The sequence below is a fragment of the Bradyrhizobium sp. AUGA SZCCT0182 genome (genome assembly GCF_018130185.1).
Classification (GTDB): Bacteria; Pseudomonadota; Alphaproteobacteria; order Rhizobiales; family Xanthobacteraceae; genus Bradyrhizobium.
In genome coordinates this window covers 1-17,780 of record NZ_JAFCLY010000050.1, presented here as the reverse complement: position 1 = coordinate 17,780, position 17,780 = coordinate 1, and the positions used below count along the sequence as shown (strand labels likewise).

At 62.4% G+C, this 17,780-nt stretch carries 14 protein-coding genes; 2 read left to right on the top strand and 12 right to left on the bottom strand.

Going from position 1 to position 17,780, the window contains the following annotated elements; all coding sequences use genetic code 11:
- Positions 1-194: 194 nt before the first annotated feature.
- The 4 genes from JQ611_RS34895 to JQ611_RS34880 form a co-directional block, all read right to left on the bottom strand.
- Positions 195-1,040, bottom strand: coding sequence for an outer membrane protein (locus JQ611_RS34895; protein ID WP_212269232.1), 846 nt, complete (start codon positions 1,038-1,040; stop codon positions 195-197).
- 278 nt (positions 1,041-1,318) lie between these two features.
- Positions 1,319-2,578: an MFS transporter gene (locus JQ611_RS34890; RefSeq protein WP_212468013.1), complete on the bottom strand. Its 1,260-nt coding sequence runs from the start codon at positions 2,576-2,578 to the stop codon at positions 1,319-1,321.
- Between the two features lie 308 nt (positions 2,579-2,886).
- On the bottom strand, positions 2,887-4,233 hold the full coding sequence (gene glmM, locus JQ611_RS34885) for a phosphoglucosamine mutase (protein WP_212269256.1): 1,347 nt from the start codon (positions 4,231-4,233) through the stop codon (positions 2,887-2,889).
- 182 nt (positions 4,234-4,415) lie between these two features.
- Positions 4,416-4,622 carry a hypothetical protein gene (locus tag JQ611_RS34880; RefSeq protein ID WP_212468012.1) on the bottom strand — a complete coding sequence of 69 codons (207 nt, stop codon included), beginning with the start codon at positions 4,620-4,622 and terminating at the stop codon, positions 4,416-4,418.
- A gap of 139 nt (positions 4,623-4,761) precedes the next feature.
- Here JQ611_RS34880 and JQ611_RS34875 point away from each other — a divergent pair, with 139 nt between their 5' ends.
- Positions 4,762-5,898, top strand: coding sequence for an alpha-hydroxy acid oxidase (locus tag JQ611_RS34875; RefSeq protein WP_212207229.1), 1,137 nt, complete (start codon positions 4,762-4,764; stop codon positions 5,896-5,898).
- A 173-nt stretch (positions 5,899-6,071) separates the two neighbouring features.
- Here the strand turns inward: JQ611_RS34875 and JQ611_RS34870 are convergent, their stop codons facing one another.
- From JQ611_RS34870 to JQ611_RS34835, 8 genes are all read right to left on the bottom strand, one after another.
- On the bottom strand, positions 6,072-6,689 hold the full coding sequence (locus JQ611_RS34870) for a hypothetical protein (protein WP_409411320.1): 618 nt from the start codon (positions 6,687-6,689) through the stop codon (positions 6,072-6,074).
- A gap of 167 nt (positions 6,690-6,856) precedes the next feature.
- Positions 6,857-7,435 carry a hypothetical protein gene (locus JQ611_RS34865; RefSeq protein ID WP_409411319.1) on the bottom strand — a complete coding sequence of 193 codons (579 nt, stop codon included), beginning with the start codon at positions 7,433-7,435 and terminating at the stop codon, positions 6,857-6,859.
- A 122-nt stretch (positions 7,436-7,557) separates the two neighbouring features.
- Positions 7,558-8,400: a shikimate dehydrogenase gene (locus JQ611_RS34860; RefSeq protein WP_212468011.1), complete on the bottom strand. Its 843-nt coding sequence runs from the start codon at positions 8,398-8,400 to the stop codon at positions 7,558-7,560.
- Between the two features lie 77 nt (positions 8,401-8,477).
- Positions 8,478-10,526: a WG repeat-containing protein gene (locus tag JQ611_RS34855; RefSeq protein ID WP_212468010.1), complete on the bottom strand. Its 2,049-nt coding sequence runs from the start codon at positions 10,524-10,526 to the stop codon at positions 8,478-8,480.
- A 178-nt stretch (positions 10,527-10,704) separates the two neighbouring features.
- Entirely contained in the window at positions 10,705-12,768 is a 2,064-nt protein-coding gene (locus tag JQ611_RS34850; protein WP_212390454.1) for an elongation factor G, read from the bottom strand.
- A gap of 119 nt (positions 12,769-12,887) precedes the next feature.
- Positions 12,888-13,487, bottom strand: coding sequence for a TetR/AcrR family transcriptional regulator (locus JQ611_RS42860; protein ID WP_212269239.1), 600 nt, complete (start codon positions 13,485-13,487; stop codon positions 12,888-12,890).
- Positions 13,480-14,358: an SAM-dependent methyltransferase gene (locus JQ611_RS34840; RefSeq protein ID WP_212468009.1), complete on the bottom strand. Its 879-nt coding sequence runs from the start codon at positions 14,356-14,358 to the stop codon at positions 13,480-13,482. The genes JQ611_RS42860 and JQ611_RS34840 overlap by 8 nt, the downstream gene beginning before the upstream one ends.
- A gap of 200 nt (positions 14,359-14,558) precedes the next feature.
- On the bottom strand, positions 14,559-15,596 hold the full coding sequence (locus JQ611_RS34835; protein ID WP_212468008.1) for an AraC family transcriptional regulator: 1,038 nt from the start codon (positions 15,594-15,596) through the stop codon (positions 14,559-14,561).
- Between the two features lie 298 nt (positions 15,597-15,894).
- On the opposite strand from JQ611_RS34835, the gene JQ611_RS34830 reads away from it, so the two are divergent.
- Positions 15,895-17,409 carry an outer membrane protein gene (locus JQ611_RS34830; protein ID WP_212468007.1) on the top strand — a complete coding sequence of 505 codons (1,515 nt, stop codon included), beginning with the start codon at positions 15,895-15,897 and terminating at the stop codon, positions 17,407-17,409.
- Positions 17,410-17,780 lie beyond the last annotated feature (371 nt).

Sequence of the window (17,780 nt, the reverse complement as noted above, 5' to 3'; positions counted from 1 at the left end):
GCCTGCGACAGGCGCCAGAGCGTTTTCGAGCGAAGTGGATACCGGTTCGCGTGAAGAAAACGCGTCAAAACAAGAGTCTAGAGCTTCGGTTCTGATTCAATCAGAAGCGAAGCTCTAGGTGCGGCCGCGCCAAAAGCAAAACGGCGCGGGAAGATCCCGCGCCGTTCTCAATCCTTAACAGATGGAAGTCGCAATTAACCTTTGCGCATCAGCGGCGCCGGCGCATATACCTGCGGGCTTTCCAGGTTCCAGCGCACGCCGAGCTTGAGGTCATGCGAGGTCATGTCGCGGTACTGGAAGGTCGAGGTACCGGCGGGCGTGCCATCGAAGAAGCGGCCCTGGCCGTGGATGCCGGTACCCATGTCGAGGTAGCGGTACGCCAGTTCGACCGTGAAGTTGTTGCTGACCTTGTAGGCAAGACCGGCGTGCACGGCCCATGCGAAGTTGGTCTTGCTCGCGCCTTCAGCGAAGTACGAGCTGGCGCGGCCATCGAACGCCGGGAACGTCGCGACATCGCTAAAGCCGGTGGTCTTGATGGTGGCTGCGCCGAAGCCGGCACCGATGAACGGCGTGATGCACCACCAGGTACCGAGGTCGACGTAACCGTTGACCATTCCGACCCAGCTCTTGTAGCCGCCGTTGTAGGCATCAGCGAGCCCGCCGCCGGGATTGAACATGAAGAAGTCCGTGCCCTTGAAGCTGACCTTCGAGCGATACTCGCCGGTGATGTCAGCACGGAACCAGCTGTTGAACTGGTAGCCGACACCGACGCCGTACAGCGTGCCGCTGTCGAAGCCATGGCCGTTCTGACTCCAAACCGTATTGGCCGGCAGGGTGTCGTAGGCGTTGACGTGCAGCTTGCTCTGGGTGTTGGTCATACCGATATCGCCGCGCAGATACCAGCCACCGAAATCCTGCGCCGGAGCCGGTGCATAGGCCATCGGAGGTGGCGGTGCGATCGAAGGCATGTCCGCGGCGAAGGCCACCGACGACAACAGGGATGCCGCTCCGGCGGCAAGAAGAGACTTAACGCTACGCATTGGCTTCGTCCTTTTGTCCGGTGAGGCGACTGCGGAGGCCTCACATCAAAAACTCACGAGCGGACGATGCCAGCAAATGCTTAAGCGGCGCTTAACCCTAATTTTTAAGGTTGATAATCTCCGAATATTTCTGCCAGCACGTGTTCGCACAATGCAAGCTGATGCATTTGCAGCACAGAAAATGGCGAAACCGCCATACATCCTAACGATGTGTTGACGGAAATGACACGGATGCTGACCTACCCGCTTGCTTGCCCGCGCCGTTTGCAAACGCTTCGTTAGCGCGCGAGCTTCGGCATCTTCGGCAGGAACACGGCGAGCAGGCCGAGCGCCGGCAGGTAGGCGCAGAGATGATAGACAAAGGCGATGCCGGTGTGATCGGCAAGCTTGCCGAGCACCGCCGCCCCGAGCCCGCCGATGCCGAAGGCGACGCCGAAGAACACGCCGGAAATCATTCCGAAGCGATGCGGCATCAGCTCCTGCGCGAACACGATGATCGACGACGTCGCCGAGGACAGGATCAACCCGATGATGACAGTCAGCACCGCACTTCCAAACAGGCCGGCATAGGGCAGCGCCAATGTGAACGGCAGCGCGCCGAGGATCGAGAACCAGAGGACGTATTTGCGGCCATAGCGGTCGCCGAGCGGCCCGCCGAAGAACGCGCCTGCGGCATTGGCGGCGAGAAAGATGAAGAGATAGAGCTGGGCCGCCTGGGTCGAGACGCCAAACTTGTCGATCAGATAGAAGATGTAATAGCTGGACAGGCTCGACACGTAGAGCTGTTTTGAAAACAGCAGCGCCACCAGCACCACGAGTGCTATCTTGACGCGGCGCGCGTCCGGCGCATCCGGATGCCGTTCGACCACGGCAGATTTCTTCGTCGTGATCTGCGGCCGGTACCAGACGCCGATCCGCCACAGGATCACGATCGCCAGAAACGCGATCGAGGAAAACCAGGCGATGCTGGGCTGGCCGAACGGCACCACGATCAACGCCGCCAGCACCGGCCCCATCGAGGTGCCGAAACTGCCGCCCAATTGAAACACCGATTGCGCAAAGCCATAGCGCCCGCCCGAGGCAAGCCGCGCGATCCGCGCCGATTCCGGATGGAACACGGCCGATCCCAATCCGACCAGCGAGGCCGCGATCAGAATGATCGTGTATTGATGCGCGACGCTGAGCAGCAGCAGGCCGAAGAATGTGAACCCCATGCCGATCGCGAGCGAGAACGGCTGCGCCTTCTTGTCGGTGAAGTGCCCGACCAGCGGCTGCAGCAGCGACGCGGTGAACTGGAACGCCAGCGTGATCAGGCCGATCTGCGCATAGTCCAGCGCGTAATTGTCCTTCAGGATCGGATAGACCGACGCAATCAGGGACTGCATGGTGTCGTTGAGGAAGTGCGAGAAGCTGATCCCGGCCAGCACGACATAGGCCGGCCCTGCGGCCACCGCCTTGGCGGCGAGCGCCGGCGACACGTCGGGCACCACCACGGGCGCAGTGAGCGCTTCCTCGGAGACGGTGACGGGCTTGTTCAAGGGCGCGATTCCCGAATATCGACTGGTGAATAATGCCCGTTCCTACGCCGCGCGCATGGCGGCGACCAGCATCAATAGCTTATGGCTGCGATGCGTTGGGGTGCGGCTCTTCCCCTCTCCCCTTGTGGGAGCCGAGACGAGCGAAGCTCGCTCTTGGGTGGACGCAATGCGAAGCATCGCGGACGGGTGAGGGGTCTGTCTCCGCGGATAAAAATCCCTCTACGGATAGATACCCCTCATCCGGCGCTTCGCGCCACCTTCTCCCACAAGGGGAGAAGGGAAGATTTCCTCAATTGATGGTGCGCGCCTCAGGCCGCGGCGGCGTGGCCGAGGGCGGTGACGATGTGATCGACCACTTCCTCGACCAGGATGCGATCGTCGCCCTCACCCATCACACGGATCACGGGCTCGGTGCCGGACGAGCGGACCAGCAGGCGGCCGCAGCCGTTGAGGCGTTTTTCGCCATCAACGATCGCGGATTTGACCTCGGCGTCGTCGAGCGGCTTGCCGCTGCGATAGCGTACGTTCTTCAGGATCTGCGGCAGCGGATCGAATTTGTGGCAGACCTCCGACACCGGGCGGCGGAGCTTTTGCACCACGGCCAGCACCTGCAGCGCCGCGACGAAACCATCGCCGGTGGTCGCATAGTCGGACAGGATGATGTGGCCCGACGGCTCGCCGCCGAGATTGTAGCCCTGCTTGAGCATCTGCTCGAGCACATAGCGGTCGCCTACCGGCGTGCGCACCATCTCCAGCCCAATGCCTTCGAGGAAGCGCTCCAGCCCGAGATTGGACATCACGGTGGCGACGATGCCGGGCTTGGCGAGACGGCCGTCTTCCTTCCAGCTCTGCGCGATCACCGCGAGCAGCTGGTCGCCGTCGACCACATGGCCGCGCTCGTCGACCAGGATCACGCGATCGGCGTCGCCGTCGAGCGCGATGCCGATATCGGCGCGCATCTCGCGCACCTTGCGGCTCAGCGCCTCCGGCGAGGTCGAGCCGCATTCCTTGTTGATGTTGAAACCGTCAGGCTCGACGCCCATGGCAACGACGTCGGCGCCGAGCTCCCACAGCGCTTCCGGCACCACCTTGTAAGCCGCGCCGTTGGCGCAATCGATCACGACGCGCAGGCCGTCGAGCGAGAGTTCGCGCGGCAGCGTGCGCTTGGCGAATTCGATGTAGCGGTCATGGACGCCGTCGATGCGGCGGGCGCGCCCGAGGCTGGCGCTCTGCGCCAGACGGCGGTCGATCGGCTCGTCGAGCAATTGCTCGATCTGCTTCTCGACGTCGTCGGACAATTTGAAACCCTGCGGGCCGAACAGCTTGATGCCGTTGTCCTCGAACAGATTATGCGAGGCTGATATCATCACGCCAAGATCGGCGCGCATCGACTTGGTCAGCATCGCGACCGCCGGCGTCGGCATCGGGCCGAGCAGCAGCACGTCCATGCCGACAGAGGTAAAGCCCGCGACCATCGCGTATTCGATCATGTAGCCGGACAGCCGCGTGTCCTTGCCGATGACGACGCGATGGCGGTGATCGCCGCGCTGAAACACCAGGCCGGCCGCCTGCCCCACCTTGAGCGCGAGCTCCGGTGTGATCAGACCATTGGCACGGCCCCGAATTCCGTCGGTACCGAAATATTTGCGGCTCATATAACCCCCAGCCATTCCGACGCCTCTTAAAGCCATCCGGCAAGAAGCAGCGAACACGCACCATAGCGTGCACCGGCCTTATAGTCTCTCAGGCGCTAAAATGGCTTCAAAAAATATGATGAATCATTACCGGCACCGAAAGTCGCGGTCTGAGCATAACCCATTGTAAAACATTATATTTTTTAAACCAGCCGCTGCCTGGGTACCCCTTGATCGCGCCGCTTGATGTGATGGTCGCCCTTCGACGGCGGCGGCTGGGTCACATTCACGGGGTCCGAGCCCGGAAAGGTCTCCTCAAGCCCCTCCTCCAGGGCCTCGTCCAACCGGCGCTTTTCAGCGTTCTCGCGGGACTCGCGGGCGGGCTTGGGATGGCGATCAGGTCCGGTCATGAGATGTCCTTATGTTTTCCTTGGGACTGTCCCCACGCAGGGTTCCGCGAGCCTGATTTGGCTGACGTATCAACCATGCTAGATGACGACACAGAAAAGAAATTCAAGCACGAGATCTAGGAAGGGGCCGGGAACGTCCATGAAGCACATTACCTGCATCGAGGACCTGCGTCAGTTGCACAAGCGCCGCGTTCCGAAGGCGTTTTTCGACTATGCGGATCGCGGCTCCTATTCCGAGGACACGCTGCGCGCCAACCGCGCCGATCTCGAAGCGATCAAGTTCCGCCAGCGCATCCTGGTCGATGTGTCCAGGCGCGATACGTCGACGACGATCCTGGGCGAGCCGGCCGCGCTGCCGCTGAGCCTCGCCCCGGTCGGATTGCTCGGCATGCAGCACGGCGACGGCGAAATCGCCGCCTGCCGGGCCGCGCAGGCCGCCGGCATTCCGTTCACGCTGAGCACGATGTCGATCTGCTCGATCGAGGACGTCGCCGCCAATGTCGACAAGCCGTTCTGGTTCCAGCTTTACGTGATGAAGGATCGCGGCTTCATCAAATCCCTGATCGAGCGCGCGATCGCGGCGAAATGCAGCGCGCTGGTCCTGACCGTCGACTTGCAGGTGATGGGACAGCGCCACCAGGACATCAAGAACGGCATGACCATTCCGCCGGAATGGTCGTTGTCGAAACTGATCGACTTCGCCACCAAGCCAGCCTGGGTCGCCGGCGTGATGCGCGGCAAGCGCCGCACCTTCGGCAACATCGCCGGCCACGTCAAAGGCACCGACGATATCACCCAGCTCTCGCAATGGACCAACGCGCAGTTCGACACCACGCTGAGCTGGAAGGATGTCGATTGGATCCGCTCGATCTGGCCGGGCAAGCTGATCCTCAAGGGCATTCTCGACGTCGAGGACGCCGAGGAGGCCGTGAAGACCGGCGCGCATGCGATGGTGGTCTCCAACCATGGCGGCCGCCAGCTCGACGGCGCGCCGTCGTCGATCGAGGTGCTGCCGGAGATCGTCGATGAGGTCGGCGACAAGATGGAAATCATGTTCGACGGCGGCATCCGGTCGGGCCAGGACGTGATGCGCGCGCTCGCGCTCGGCGCCAAATCCTGCATGATCGGCCGCGCCTTCGTCCACGGCCTCGGCGCCGGCGGACAACAGGGTGTCGCCAAGGCGCTCGATTTGATCCGCAACGAAATGCTGGTGACGATGGGCCTGTGCGGCGTCAACACCATCGCCGAAATCGACGATCACGTGCTGGCGATTTAGCTATCGGAAAAATTCCATCGTCGTCCCGGACAAGCGAAGCGCGATCCGGGACCCATAACCACAGGCCGTCGTATTTACGAAGGCTGGAGCTACCGCCCAGTTTAACAACAAACAGCGGTGGTTATGGGTCCCGGCCTTCGCCGGGACGACAATGAGATGCAGCGCCTCACCCCTCACATCGGCGGTGTGATTCCGTTGCGGCCGACATTGACGCGGGCAGCTTCCAGCGTGCCGTCTTCCTTCTTCGCCGCACCGAAGATGATGATTTTTGCGCCCGGCTTCAGTTCGGACTTGTCGCCGGCGACGAAGGTGACAACAGGCGTATCCGGCGGCACCACGACTTTCTTCTCGCCGTCCTTGTACTTGACCAGGATGTTCTGGCCGTCAGTGCCCTTGACCGTCTGGGCGACGGTGGCGTTGGTCATGGTGGAGTTCGCCCGCGCATCCCAGGGCCGGAAACCCTCCGCGGCACCGCGCTGGTTTTCCGGGAAAATATGAACGGCAACCGCCCGCTGGGTGCCGTCGGGCTCCGGCATGCCGGTGACGCCGATGTAGGAGCCTTCCTTGATCTCCGACAGTTCGGTCCTGGCGACGCCGAACACCGCCACATTGTCGGTCATCCGCACCTTCAGGTCGGCGCCCTCGCGCGACTTGATCGAGAGAACATTGCCATCGACGGCCTCGATGGTGCCGCGGATCCGCACCGTCGGTGTCGGCGGTTGTTGCGCCCACACCGTCGTTCCGAGCATGGTGGCAAATGTCAGTGAAGCAGCGAGCAGGCGTGACGTCATCCGCATGGCGGTATCCCTTCCGATATCTGAACGTCCCATCAACGCGAACACCGGAGGGGAATGCCTATTCCCATTTTCTTCGTCATTCCGGGGCGCGCAAAGCGCGAACCCGGAATCTCGAGATTCCGGGTCTGGTCCTTCGGACCATCCCGGAATGACGCTGCGCGTCACATCGGCGGGGTCAGCCCATCGCGGCCGACGCTGACGCGGTTGGTCTCGAACGAGCCGTCCGGCAGCTGCTTCATGAACGCGATCACCTTGGCACCAAGCTTGAGATCGGACTTGTCGGCGGGGACATAGGTCACGACCGGCGTCTCCGGCGAGACCAGAACCTTCTTCTCGCCGCCCTTGTATTTGATCAACAGCGTGTGACCGTCATTGCCGGCTACGGACTGATCCACCGTCGCATTGGTCATGGTGCTGTTGGGGCGCAGATCATAAGGCCGCGAGCCCTCGCCGGTGCCGCGCATCGCCTCGGGAAACACGTGCACCTCGACCGCATTCTGGCTGCCGTCCGGTCCCGGCACCGTGGTGGCGCCGATGAAGGAACCCACCTTGACATCGGACAGCGGGATTTTGGTAATCCCGACCACCCTGATATCGCCGGTCATGTGCAGCTTGACGTCTTCACCGCCGCGCGACTTGACCGCAAGTATGTCGCCATCGACACCTTCGATGGTGCCGCGAACCCGCGTCGGCGTGGGCGGCTGCTGGGCGATGGCGTAGATCGTGGACGCGGCCACCATCGCGGCGGCGAACAGCGGGCGGATCAGTGTAGAACGATGCTTGGACAGATTCTTGGACATGTGGGATCTCCGCTAGGCCACCACGTAGCCATTGCCCCCAATTCCCGCAACGATACTCCCGCTCAAACTTTGTTGAGATCGGCCTCGACGATCGCACGAAGTTCTGATGTCACTTCGGGGCGCTTTCCGAACCACAATTCGAACCCGCGCACCGCCTGGTGCAGCAGCATGCCGAGCCCGTCGGCGGTCTGCAGCCCGCGCCCGCGCGCGGCTGATAGCAACGGCGTATCCAGCGGCACGTAGACGAGATCGCTGACGACGGCGCCCTGCGGCAACCGGCCGACATCGAGTTCGAGCGCCGGCTGGCCGTGCATCCCGAGCGAGGTCGTGTTCACCAGCAGCCCGGCGCGCGGCAGCAATTCGTCCAGCGCATCCCACGCCATCGGCAATACGCTCGCGCCGAATTGATCCGCCAGCGCCTGCGCGCGCTCCCCGGTCCGGTTGGCCAGATGCACGCGCTTGACGCCGCGTTCGATCAACCCGAACAGCACGGCGCGCGCCGAACCACCGGCGCCCAGCACCAGCGCCTCCTCGGCACGCTCCCATCCGGGCGCGCAGGCATCGAGATTATTGATAAAACCCTCGACATCGGTGTTGGTCGAACACAGCTCACCGTTCTCGAACCACAAGGTGTTGGCGGCGCCGACCGCGCGGGCGCGGTCATCCGGCTTCGACAGCGCCAGCGCGCGCTCCTTGTGCGGAATGGTGACGTTGGCGCCGACAAAGCCGCGCAGCGAAAGCCGAAAGACAAAGTCCTGAAACTCGTCGGGCGGCACCGCCTCGATGACGTAGCCGCCCTCGATCCTCAGCGTCCGTAGCCAGTAATGATGGATCAGCGGCGAGCGCGAATGCGCGGCTGGCCATCCGATCAGGCATGCGGCAGGGGGTCTGGTGGCACGGGTCATGGCAGTCAATTCGGCCATGCCGGCGGCGGTGTCAATGCCGGGGTGCGGTGGCAAAGACCCCGGTCGAAAACGCAAAGTCAGGGCTCGACCTTGCATTGGAGCCGGAGATCGGAACCCGTCGGGTTGGCAGCGGCGCATGCGATGCCGGGGACGGAGCTGCCACGCCGGTCGATCGCGCACCACTGACCATCTCGCTTGGTCCAGGCGACGCCGCGCTGACCTGGTCCAAAATGCACCGGCTCGTCAAAACGCGGCTCGATCATCACCTGCCCGGCGGTGTCGACCAGCCCCCATTTGCCGTCCTTGAGAAAGGTCAGCAGACCGAATTCGAGGTTGGCGCCGACCCGCTCGGCGCCGATGTCCACCCAGGTCTCGCCGGTCCGAGAGAGGATCGCGCGCTTGCCGCCAGCCTCCGACATCAGCGCATGACTGATATCGCACAGGGCGCCAGGACGCGGCGGAACGACCCAGGACTGATCCGTCAACCGCAGCACGCCGGTCGCGCCGGAGATCGTGACGAATGCGGTGTCGTCAATTCGGCGCCGCGCGGCGGCGTCGAATTTCGGCTCGACCAGCCAGCTGCCATCCGATCGCATGAAGCCGCGTTTGCCGTCGACCGAGGCGACGAAGACATCACCAACACCTGACAGATAATCGAATTTCGGTTCCAGCAGCCATCGACCGTCGGCGCCAATGCGTCCCCATTTACCATTGATCTTCACATTCTTGACACCCGGCCCAGCCCAAGTGACTGCGTCGAATTGCACGGCCGTCAGCAGGTTCGAGCTGGCGTCGACCAGCCCAAACTTGTCGCCGATTTTCAACGTATATGGCGGCACGCCACCGCGGCACATCGCATCGATGAGTTGGCCACCCGGCGGCTGCAGCGGGCTGCCATCCGCTTTGAAGTAAAACCGCTCCTTGTTTTTGTATGCCTCCAGCCGTCCGTCGGGGCATGGTCCGACGGGCTGATCGAAGCCGGCATCGAGCACCACGCGACCATCGAGATCCAGAAGGCCCCATCGATCCGCCTTCTTGAAATTCCAGCCCACCACGGTCTCGGACTTGTAATCTCTGTCAATGTTAGCGGCGAACTGGATCTGCTGGTAGTCCGTTCGGAATATCCATGCACCGGTTGTGTCGATCACGCCGAAGAAGCCATCTCGCTCGGCCGAAGTGCGCCCGAATCCTAGCTTGAACGGCAATGCCTTGTCGAATGCCGGTTCAATGACGAAATTTCCGCTCCGGCCGATGAAGCCCACCTTGCCGTTGAGCGTCACCTGCGCCAGGCCGTCGATCAGTGAGCCTATCTGCTGGAATTTTGGCTCGACCAACCAGCTTCCGTCGGCACGCGCCAACCCCCAGAGCTTGTCCCTCTGCACCCAGCGGATCGATGGATCGTCCTTGTCAAACGGAGGTGACCACCGAGCAACTGACGGTTCGATCCGATGCCCTGAAATGTCGATCACTTCGTTTCCGATATTTCCAGGATAGGCCACATTTCCATCGAGAAAATTTCCAGACACGCTAACGCTGACGCCGCCCCCGGGCGGGAATGCGACTCGGCTCCCGGAAAAGTCTTCACCTCCGGCCATTCCACCGAGTTCCCGGCGTTCCGACACGGCAAACCGATCCGGCGCAATCGCCCGGATGAAGCCGTATTTCGGTTCGATCACCATCTTGCCGTCGCGGTCGATCAGGCTCGACTTGCCGCCGACATCGACCTGCGCAAAGCCGAAATGGTAGTCGTCGACGATGCGATATTGCGGCTTGACGACTTCGCGGCCGTCTTCATCGACGAAACCGTAGAGACCGTTGAGGCGAACGGCGGCGCGGTTGTCCGAGAAGGTACCGACCCAATCATATCGCGGAAGTACCGCGACCGAGCCATCGCGACGGACCGCTCCGCACAAGCCGCCCGGAAACGTGCACATCGCCAATGGGAAGGTTATAGGTTTGCCCGGCCCGGGCCGGTCGTAGAGCGGGCGGCCGTCGATTGCGAGCTTGTCCTGGAGGATCGCCTTGCCGGCCGGCGTCAATTCCGGCCGCTTGTCCTGCGCGAGTGCGGCAGTCGCCAGCATCACGGCAACCAACGCAGCGGCATTCGACCATATACGCACTGTCACTGCCCTCGTCCGAACCGCCTTATCTGTCGTGGAAAATAAGGACGATCCGTGGCGAGAGCGTGTTAGCTATTCCACAATGTACGATTGCGCTTGCCGGGCGGCAAAGCCTGTTTCCAAACACGAAAATAGATTCCGGGTTCGCGCTTTCGCGCGCCCCGGAATGACGAACGTCAAACCATCACGCCGCGACCCGATTCGCGGCGATGATCTGGTCGGCGGCGCGGCCGGTCACTTCGGCCATGCGGTCAAACTGCCGCGTAAAGCCGCCGGCGCCGGCGGTGGCGGACCGCAGCTCGACGATCAGGTCGCCGATCTCGGCCTCCGGCATGGTGGCGCGGACGCAGTCCCAGCCGGCCCAGCCCTCGCGGGTGTCGAAGCCGAGGATCTGGCCGCGCCGCGCCGACAGGATGGCGTTGATTTTTGCCGTCGCTTCGGTCGGGCAGACGATCTCCACCATGTGGATCGGCTCCAGCAGCACCGGCTGGCACTGCGGCAGCGCCTCGCTCATGCCGAGCCGCGCCGCGGTGCGGAAGGCAAGATCGGAGGAATCGACGCTGTGATAGGAGCCGTCGGTCAGGGTGACGTGGAGGTCGATCACGGGAAAGCCGAGCGGCCCGCGCGTGAGGCTGTCGACCACGCCCTCTTCCACCGCGCCGATATAGTTGCGCGGCACGGCGCCGCCGACGACCTTTTCGTGGAATTCAAAGCCCGAGCCGCGCGGCATCGGCTTGATGTCCAGCACCACGTCGCCGAACTGGCCATGGCCGCCGGACTGCTTCTTGTGGCGCCCGCGTTGCGTGATCGATTTGCGGATCGTCTCCTGATAGCCGATCGCCGGCGCCTGCGATTTGACGTTGACGCCGAAACGATCCTTGAGCCGTTCGAGCGCGACGCGCAGATGCATCTCGCCCTGCCCCCACAGCACGATGTCGTGGGTCTGCGTGTTGTGGATCATCGTCAGCGACGGATCCTCCTCGTTCAGCCGCAGCAGCGCCTGGCCGAGCTTGACGTCGTCCTTGCGATCGTTCGCGGCCAGCGACATCGCCAGCACCGGCGGCGTCGGCTCGACCCGCGCGAGCGAGGCCGGCGCGGTCTTGCCGCTCGAGAGCGTGTCGCCGGTCTTGATGGCGTCGAGCTTGCCGAGGGCCACGGTTTCGCCGGCTTCCGCCGCCGCCCGTTTGCTGTCGTGCCCGCCACTGACCGCGAGGATGCCGGAGACCCTGCCCGCTTCGCCGGACGAGGATTGCAGCGTCGCACCGTCATCGAGGTGCCCGGCGAGCAGCCGCACCAGCGACAGCTTGCCGCCGTGCGGCTGATGCAGGGTCTTGAACACATAGCCCAGCGCATCCTTGGGCGAAGACGCGCTGAGGCGCTTGGCGGTCTCGGTCACGCCGGGCGCTTCATGGCGCAACGCCTTCATCAGCCGCAGCACGCCGTTTTCGCGTGTCGCGGCACCCAGCAATACCGGGCAGATCAGGCCTTCGCGCAATTCGCGCGCGAGATCGTCGAACACCGCATCGCGCGGCGGCTGGATGTCTTCCAGGAGTTGCTCCATCAGCACGTCGTCGTGATCGGCGAGCTTTTCCAGCATCGAGAAGCGCGCTTCCTTCTCGCGGTCGAGATTGCCGCCGTCCAGCGCAATCACTTCCGAGGGCTTGTGTTCGCGGTAGACAAAGGCGCGCTCCAGCGCCAGATCGACAAAGCCTTCGATCAATTCGCCGTTCCAGATCGGAATCTGGCGCAAGACCAATGGCACGCGCGAGGCCGGCTGCAACGTCGCCAGCGTTTCGCGGATGCGCTTGTTGGCCTTGTCGATCTTGTTCAAAAACAGAAAGCGCGGAATGCCCATTTCCTCGAGCTCGCGCAGGATGATCTGCAGTTGCGGCAGCTTCTTTTCATCGGCTTCGCAAACCACGATCGCGGCATCGACCGCCGGCAGTGCCGAGCGCATGTCCTGCGCGAACTCGATCGAGCCGGGACAATCGATAAAGGTGTAACTGTCGCCCATGAAGGTGGTGGTGGCTGCACTTAAGGCCACGCCCATCTTGTGGTGCCGCGCCTCGGGGCTGGAATCGCCGACCGAAGTTCCGGCATCGACGCTGCCGGCGCGGTGGATGGCGCCTGTGCGCGCCAGTATGGCTTCAAGAAGTGTGGTTTTACCGCTCTGGAAAGGGCCCACCAGCGCAATGCACCGTGGACCCGATTCTTTAGTACCTGGGGGACTTCTGACGTCTTGTCCCATTGCCGCCTCCTTGTTTGGAGCTCGGCCCATGATTGGGTCGGCGGATCAGATGCTCCGCCCGCCGCGACGATTTGGCAAGCCAGAAAATCATCGCTGCGGTGCAGTGCGAGTCGGGACCATCAGACCGCGGGCGGGTCGATCATGATCCGCAACGCCGATGCAAAACCGGCTATATCGATCGCGTCGTCCCAGGCCAGTTGCAGGGAGATACCCTGCAGAACGGCGATCATGACACGCGCGGCCGATTCCGGGTCGAGGTTCCGTGGCCACCGTCCCTCGCGCTGCGCCTTGCGGATCATCGGCGACAATATCTCGACCGCCTGGCTGACGCCTGCCAGGGCCTCGCGCTTTAATCGCGGGTTGGACAGGCTCTCCGCCCATAGCTGCACCGCGAGCTTGCGCCATCTTTTTTCCTGGGGATCGCGCAAACCCAGCACAAAACCTTCGACCAGGCGCACCAGACTGGTATCGAGATCGGCCGCGGTCAGCGCATGCTGCATGCGCAGCCGCTCCATCGCGTGCCGTTCGGAGGCGATCGCCATCACCACTTCGGTCTTGCCTTTGAAGTATCCGTAGATAGCCCCCGGACTGAGACCGGATTCGGCGACGATGTCCTGCATCGTCGCGGCGTGAAAACCTTCGCGCGCAAAACAGGTCAGCGCGGCATCGAGAATGCGTTCACGCTGGGCACTGGCCCGTGCCGCGCTGATCCTAGGCACGTGGCACTTCCGCCAGCACCGTGTGATAGAAACTGTAGCCCGGCATTTGACGGCTCTGCGCACCCATCACTTTCGCGCGATATTCGTCGGCCCCGAGATCGCTCATTAGCGCAAGTCCACGTTCGCGCAGGAACGCGGCCAGTTGTTCGGGCAGCAGCCCGAACCGCCACGGCTCGCCGGTTCCGTCCACTTTGGCGATGGCCTTTTCGGCACCCGCGAAAGCGACCGAACCGTTCAACACCCCCTCGTGGACATAGGTGAAGATGAAGCGGCTTCCCGGCGCAAGGCGGCCCGCCCAACGCATCACACCGCATACCGCTTCGCCGGTGAGATATTGGCTCACGCCTTCCCACACCCCGATCGCGGGACGCGATGCGTCGAAGCCCGCGGCGCGAAGCAATTTATCGTAGTCGTCGACTTCGAAATCGACCTTGACGAACGTCACCTTTCGCAAATCGGCTTGCGCCGAGCGCAGCCGCGCCTGCTTCACTCTGGCGGTATTGGGATGGTCCACTTCGAATATCCGGGCGGTCGCGAGCGCGTCCAGACGCCAGGCGCGGGTGTCGAAACCAGCGCCGAGCAGCACCACCTGGTCGATCTCGGCTGCCGCCTGCACAATCCAGTCGTCAATCAATTTGGTGCGGGCGATGCCGGAGGTTCGCGCGCCAGGCCAGCGGCGGTCGATATAGTTGTTCAACAGTGCCGCCGCCGGGCGCAAACCGAAAAGTTTTGCCGCCAGTCGCAGTTCACTCGGTAACAGAGCGGCCGCGAGCGGATCGGCAAAGGCGCGCGAGTTCGGCGCCTTGGCATGTTCGGAGGCACGAAACACCGCCATGAATTCCGCGGTCCGACTGACTTCTTGACTGCGCATCTGGCTCTCCTCAAAAAGAACGTTTATTCTTTTTAAGGTCAGCCACCGTCACCAAGATTGGCTGCCGTGAATCCAGACCAAGGTTACCTTCCCGGCCGAAGTTCCAGGCTTTCCAATCCAGCGGCGATGCTGACGCCGGCCGGGTACCGCACGCCCGGCCGCGCGCGATTGAAGTTCGCGGAACCGTGGATCGCCACCCCTTATTTTGCGCGCCGCGACGCTTCGCGTAGATCCGTCGGCGTCATACCAAAACGGCGGCGAAAGCGGCGATTGAAGTAAGGGACCTCGTTGAACCCGCAGGTCCATGCAATTTCGCTCACCTTCAATCGATCGTGGGCTGCATCCATCAGCATCACCCTGGCCTCATGCAGCCGCATCTCAAGCACGCGCTCGGCGAAGCTCGATCCGCTTTCCGCCAGCAGATCGTTCACGTAACGACGCGACAGGCCCAAACGCTGCGCAACGCTCTGCGACGAGAATTCCGGATCGTGAAAGCCCGATTTAATGGCCGCAAGAACGTCGTGCAATCGTGCTGCGCGCAGGCCGCGGGTCACGGCAATCTCCGACGGATCGCCACGCGCGCCGAGCGCAAGTGCGATGAGATCGACAAGCATCGTCTCGATGCGCCGGTCGAGCGCCGGATCGCTTTCCTGCTTCAGGCCCATGAGAAACTCGACGTACCGGCCGAGATGACGCAATGCCGGTGAGGACGCATCGAGCGGCTTGCCTATGAGGTCGTCAGCGTTTGGGACCAATGCAAGAAGCCGGGCGCGCGAAATATTGATCGCATACCAGCCATTTTCCGGACCTACGAGCATCTCGCCGGGTTCGGCAGTCAGAAGCACCGCTGCGTCGCGGTTGATCGTCGCCTCCTGCCCGTTCTGGATGCTGATTATATCGGAGCGACCGTTATAAAGCGCGACGCAAAAATTGTCCGCACCATCGGAAGCGACGTCGCGCTGGCTGCGCCTCATCCGATCGATGCTGCCGTCGAGCCGACCGATACCGACCGCGCCGATCGGCACGAATTCAAGGTTCACCGTGAACGGGCGGTCTTCCGCACGCTGGAGATCGACCGAACCGTAAAGCGCATTCCACTGATCCAGCCAAAGCGAGAATTTTTCCTGATCGTTCAGATGGGACGGAAGTTGCTCCGACGCAAAAACAACTTTCTGGATCCTGCCGCCAACGGCCTTTCCGCCCAACTCATCAACGTCCATCGCCTGCGATGCCTTCAAAATTCGCTTCGCTTCGAGCAGATCCCGATCAAGTCAAAATAGCTGCATCGGCACGATCCAGACAGTGCCAGTTAAACCAATTGTGCCAGCCAGTTTCGCAACCCGTGGCGCGATTGCAACGCTCGCCAGCAATCAGGAGGCGATGCCACGCGGTGCAAATCAGGAGCCCGTCAGGACAATCCCATTTTGCGCGGCTTGTTAAGAATGCACCGAGACTTTCTGAAACGCGACCTGATGAATCCGGGCCTGACGATTCAGGGATCAGGACTCATCCGCAGAATTGTTCGGGGACGACATTATGAAGCATCTATCGCGGACGACGCTCGCAGCCGCTGCCATTTCATTGGGCAGTCTCTCTGCCGGGTTCGCGGCCGATCTCGGACCGCGCCCGGCGGCGCCGATTGCGCCGGCCTTTTACGACTGGAGCGGTGTCTATGTCGGTCTGCATGCCGGCTACGGTGGAGGCATGAAGGATTGGACCCAAGCGTTAGGGAACAATTTCACTGCGAAGGGTTTCCTCGCCGGCGGCCAGATCGGAATCAACAAGCAAATCGGCAGCCTGGTGTTCGGCCTGGAACTTGATGGATCGTGGGCCGACATTGGTGGCTCGCAGACACTTTCCGACGGCGGACCGGCCGCGGCCTTCCAGGTGGACTTCACCGGCCGGTCGAAGATCGATGGCCTTGTAACGTTGACGGGGCGTGCCGGTTTGGCCGCCGACCGTTGGTTCGTCTATGCCAAGGGCGGCCTCGCCGTCGCGCAGGAAAGGCATACTTTCAGCAATAACACATCTACCTTCCCGCCAGCACCTCCGTTTACCGCCGTCATCTCGGGCAGCAGCAGCGAGCGTCGATGGGCTCCTACGGTCGGCTTCGGAACGGAGTATGCGTTAGGAAACAACTGGTCAGTCAAGGCCGAGTACGACTACGTCCACCTGGGCAACAGAACGGTGGGATTTACCGGAACGGCGAACTTCAATGGCGTCGCAGCTCCCCTTGATCCGACCAACGTGCCAATCGAGCAGGCGCTCCATCTCGTCAAGATCGGCGCGAATTATCGTTTTGGCGGAATTCAGACCGATCCGACGTTTGCACCGGTCAGGGCCGCGCCAGGATACAACTGGTCGGGCGCCTATGTCGGCGTTCAGGGCGGATACGGCTTCGGCCACAAGGCATGGCCCGACCTGTTCGATCCGGCGAATCCCCAAACCGGAAAGTATGATGTGAACGGATGGCTTGCCGGCGGAACCGTCGGGGTCAATGCGCAGGCAGGCTCATTCGTCTTCGGCGTCGAAGGCGAATGGATGTGGACCGGCATCAAAGGCAATCAGACAACGGTTTTTGATTTTGGCGTGGGAGTAACGCAGACCGGCCTCGAGACAAAGGTCAATTGGCTTGCGATCGCGGCAGCGCGCGCCGGTTTTGTGGCCGCCGACCGCCTGCTGGTCTATGGCAAGGCCGGCGTCGCGCTCGCTGACGAGAGGCACACGCTTACTCAAAGCACGATCGTTCCAGGTTTCAGTTCGGTATTCAACCTGGAAGCCAAAGCCCTGCACACCGGACTCGTGGCGGGTGCCGGCATTGAGTACGCCCTCGGCGGCAATTGGTCGGCCAAATTCGAGTATGACTACATCAAGATGCTTGCGCAGAACTTTACAGCGATCGGCACCCAGAGCGTGAACGCCCCGCCCATTGTAGGATCGGCCGCTTTTACCGCCCAGTTCTCAAAGATGCCGCAGGACCTTCACCTCATCAAGTTCGGCGTGAACTATCACTTCAGCCCGGCGCCGGTCGCAGTCAGTGCCCGATACTGATCCGCGCATCGCGAAGAAGCCTCAGGTCGTAGTATTTCCCGAACAGACCGGACAAACAAAAGGCCCGCATTCCGCGGGCCTTTTCTATTGGCCAAGCACAGAAAGCGTGGCGCGATTGCAACGCTCGCCGGCAATCGCCGGCTAATGCCACGCCGTGCAAATCGAGCGCCAACGAGGACAAACCGATTTTGGGCGCCTCGCTAAGAATGAAACAGGACCTGATGAACCCCGGACCTGACGATTCAGGATCAGGACTCATCCGCAGAATTGCTCGGGGGCGACATCATGAATCATCTATCGCGGACGACGCTCGCAGCCGCTGCCATTTCATTGGGCAGTCTCTCTGCCGGGTTCGCGGCCGATCTCGGACC

What these genes read in the sequence shown, in the direction of transcription:
- JQ611_RS34880 (WP_212468012.1), bottom strand. Translation starts at nt 4,622, where the DNA reads ATGACCGGACCTGATCGCCATCCCAAGCCCGCCCGCGAGTCCCGCGAG.
- JQ611_RS34875 (WP_212207229.1), top strand. Translation starts at nt 4,762, where the DNA reads ATGAAGCACATTACCTGCATCGAGGACCTGCGTCAGTTGCACAAGCGC.
- JQ611_RS34895 (WP_212269232.1), bottom strand. Translation starts at nt 1,040, where the DNA reads ATGCGTAGCGTTAAGTCTCTTCTTGCCGCCGGAGCGGCATCCCTGTTG.
- JQ611_RS34840 (WP_212468009.1), bottom strand. Translation starts at nt 14,358, where the DNA reads ATGCGCAGTCAAGAAGTCAGTCGGACCGCGGAATTCATGGCGGTGTTT.
- JQ611_RS34870 (WP_409411320.1), bottom strand. Translation starts at nt 6,689, where the DNA reads ATGACGTCACGCCTGCTCGCTGCTTCACTGACATTTGCCACCATGCTC.
- JQ611_RS34830 (WP_212468007.1), top strand. Translation starts at nt 15,895, where the DNA reads ATGAAGCATCTATCGCGGACGACGCTCGCAGCCGCTGCCATTTCATTG.
- glmM (WP_212269256.1), bottom strand. Translation starts at nt 4,233, where the DNA reads ATGAGCCGCAAATATTTCGGTACCGACGGAATTCGGGGCCGTGCCAAT.
- JQ611_RS34850 (WP_212390454.1), bottom strand. Translation starts at nt 12,768, where the DNA reads ATGGGACAAGACGTCAGAAGTCCCCCAGGTACTAAAGAATCGGGTCCA.
- JQ611_RS34860 (WP_212468011.1), bottom strand. Translation starts at nt 8,400, where the DNA reads ATGACCCGTGCCACCAGACCCCCTGCCGCATGCCTGATCGGATGGCCA.
- JQ611_RS34865 (WP_409411319.1), bottom strand. Translation starts at nt 7,435, where the DNA reads ATGGTGGCCGCGTCCACGATCTACGCCATCGCCCAGCAGCCGCCCACG.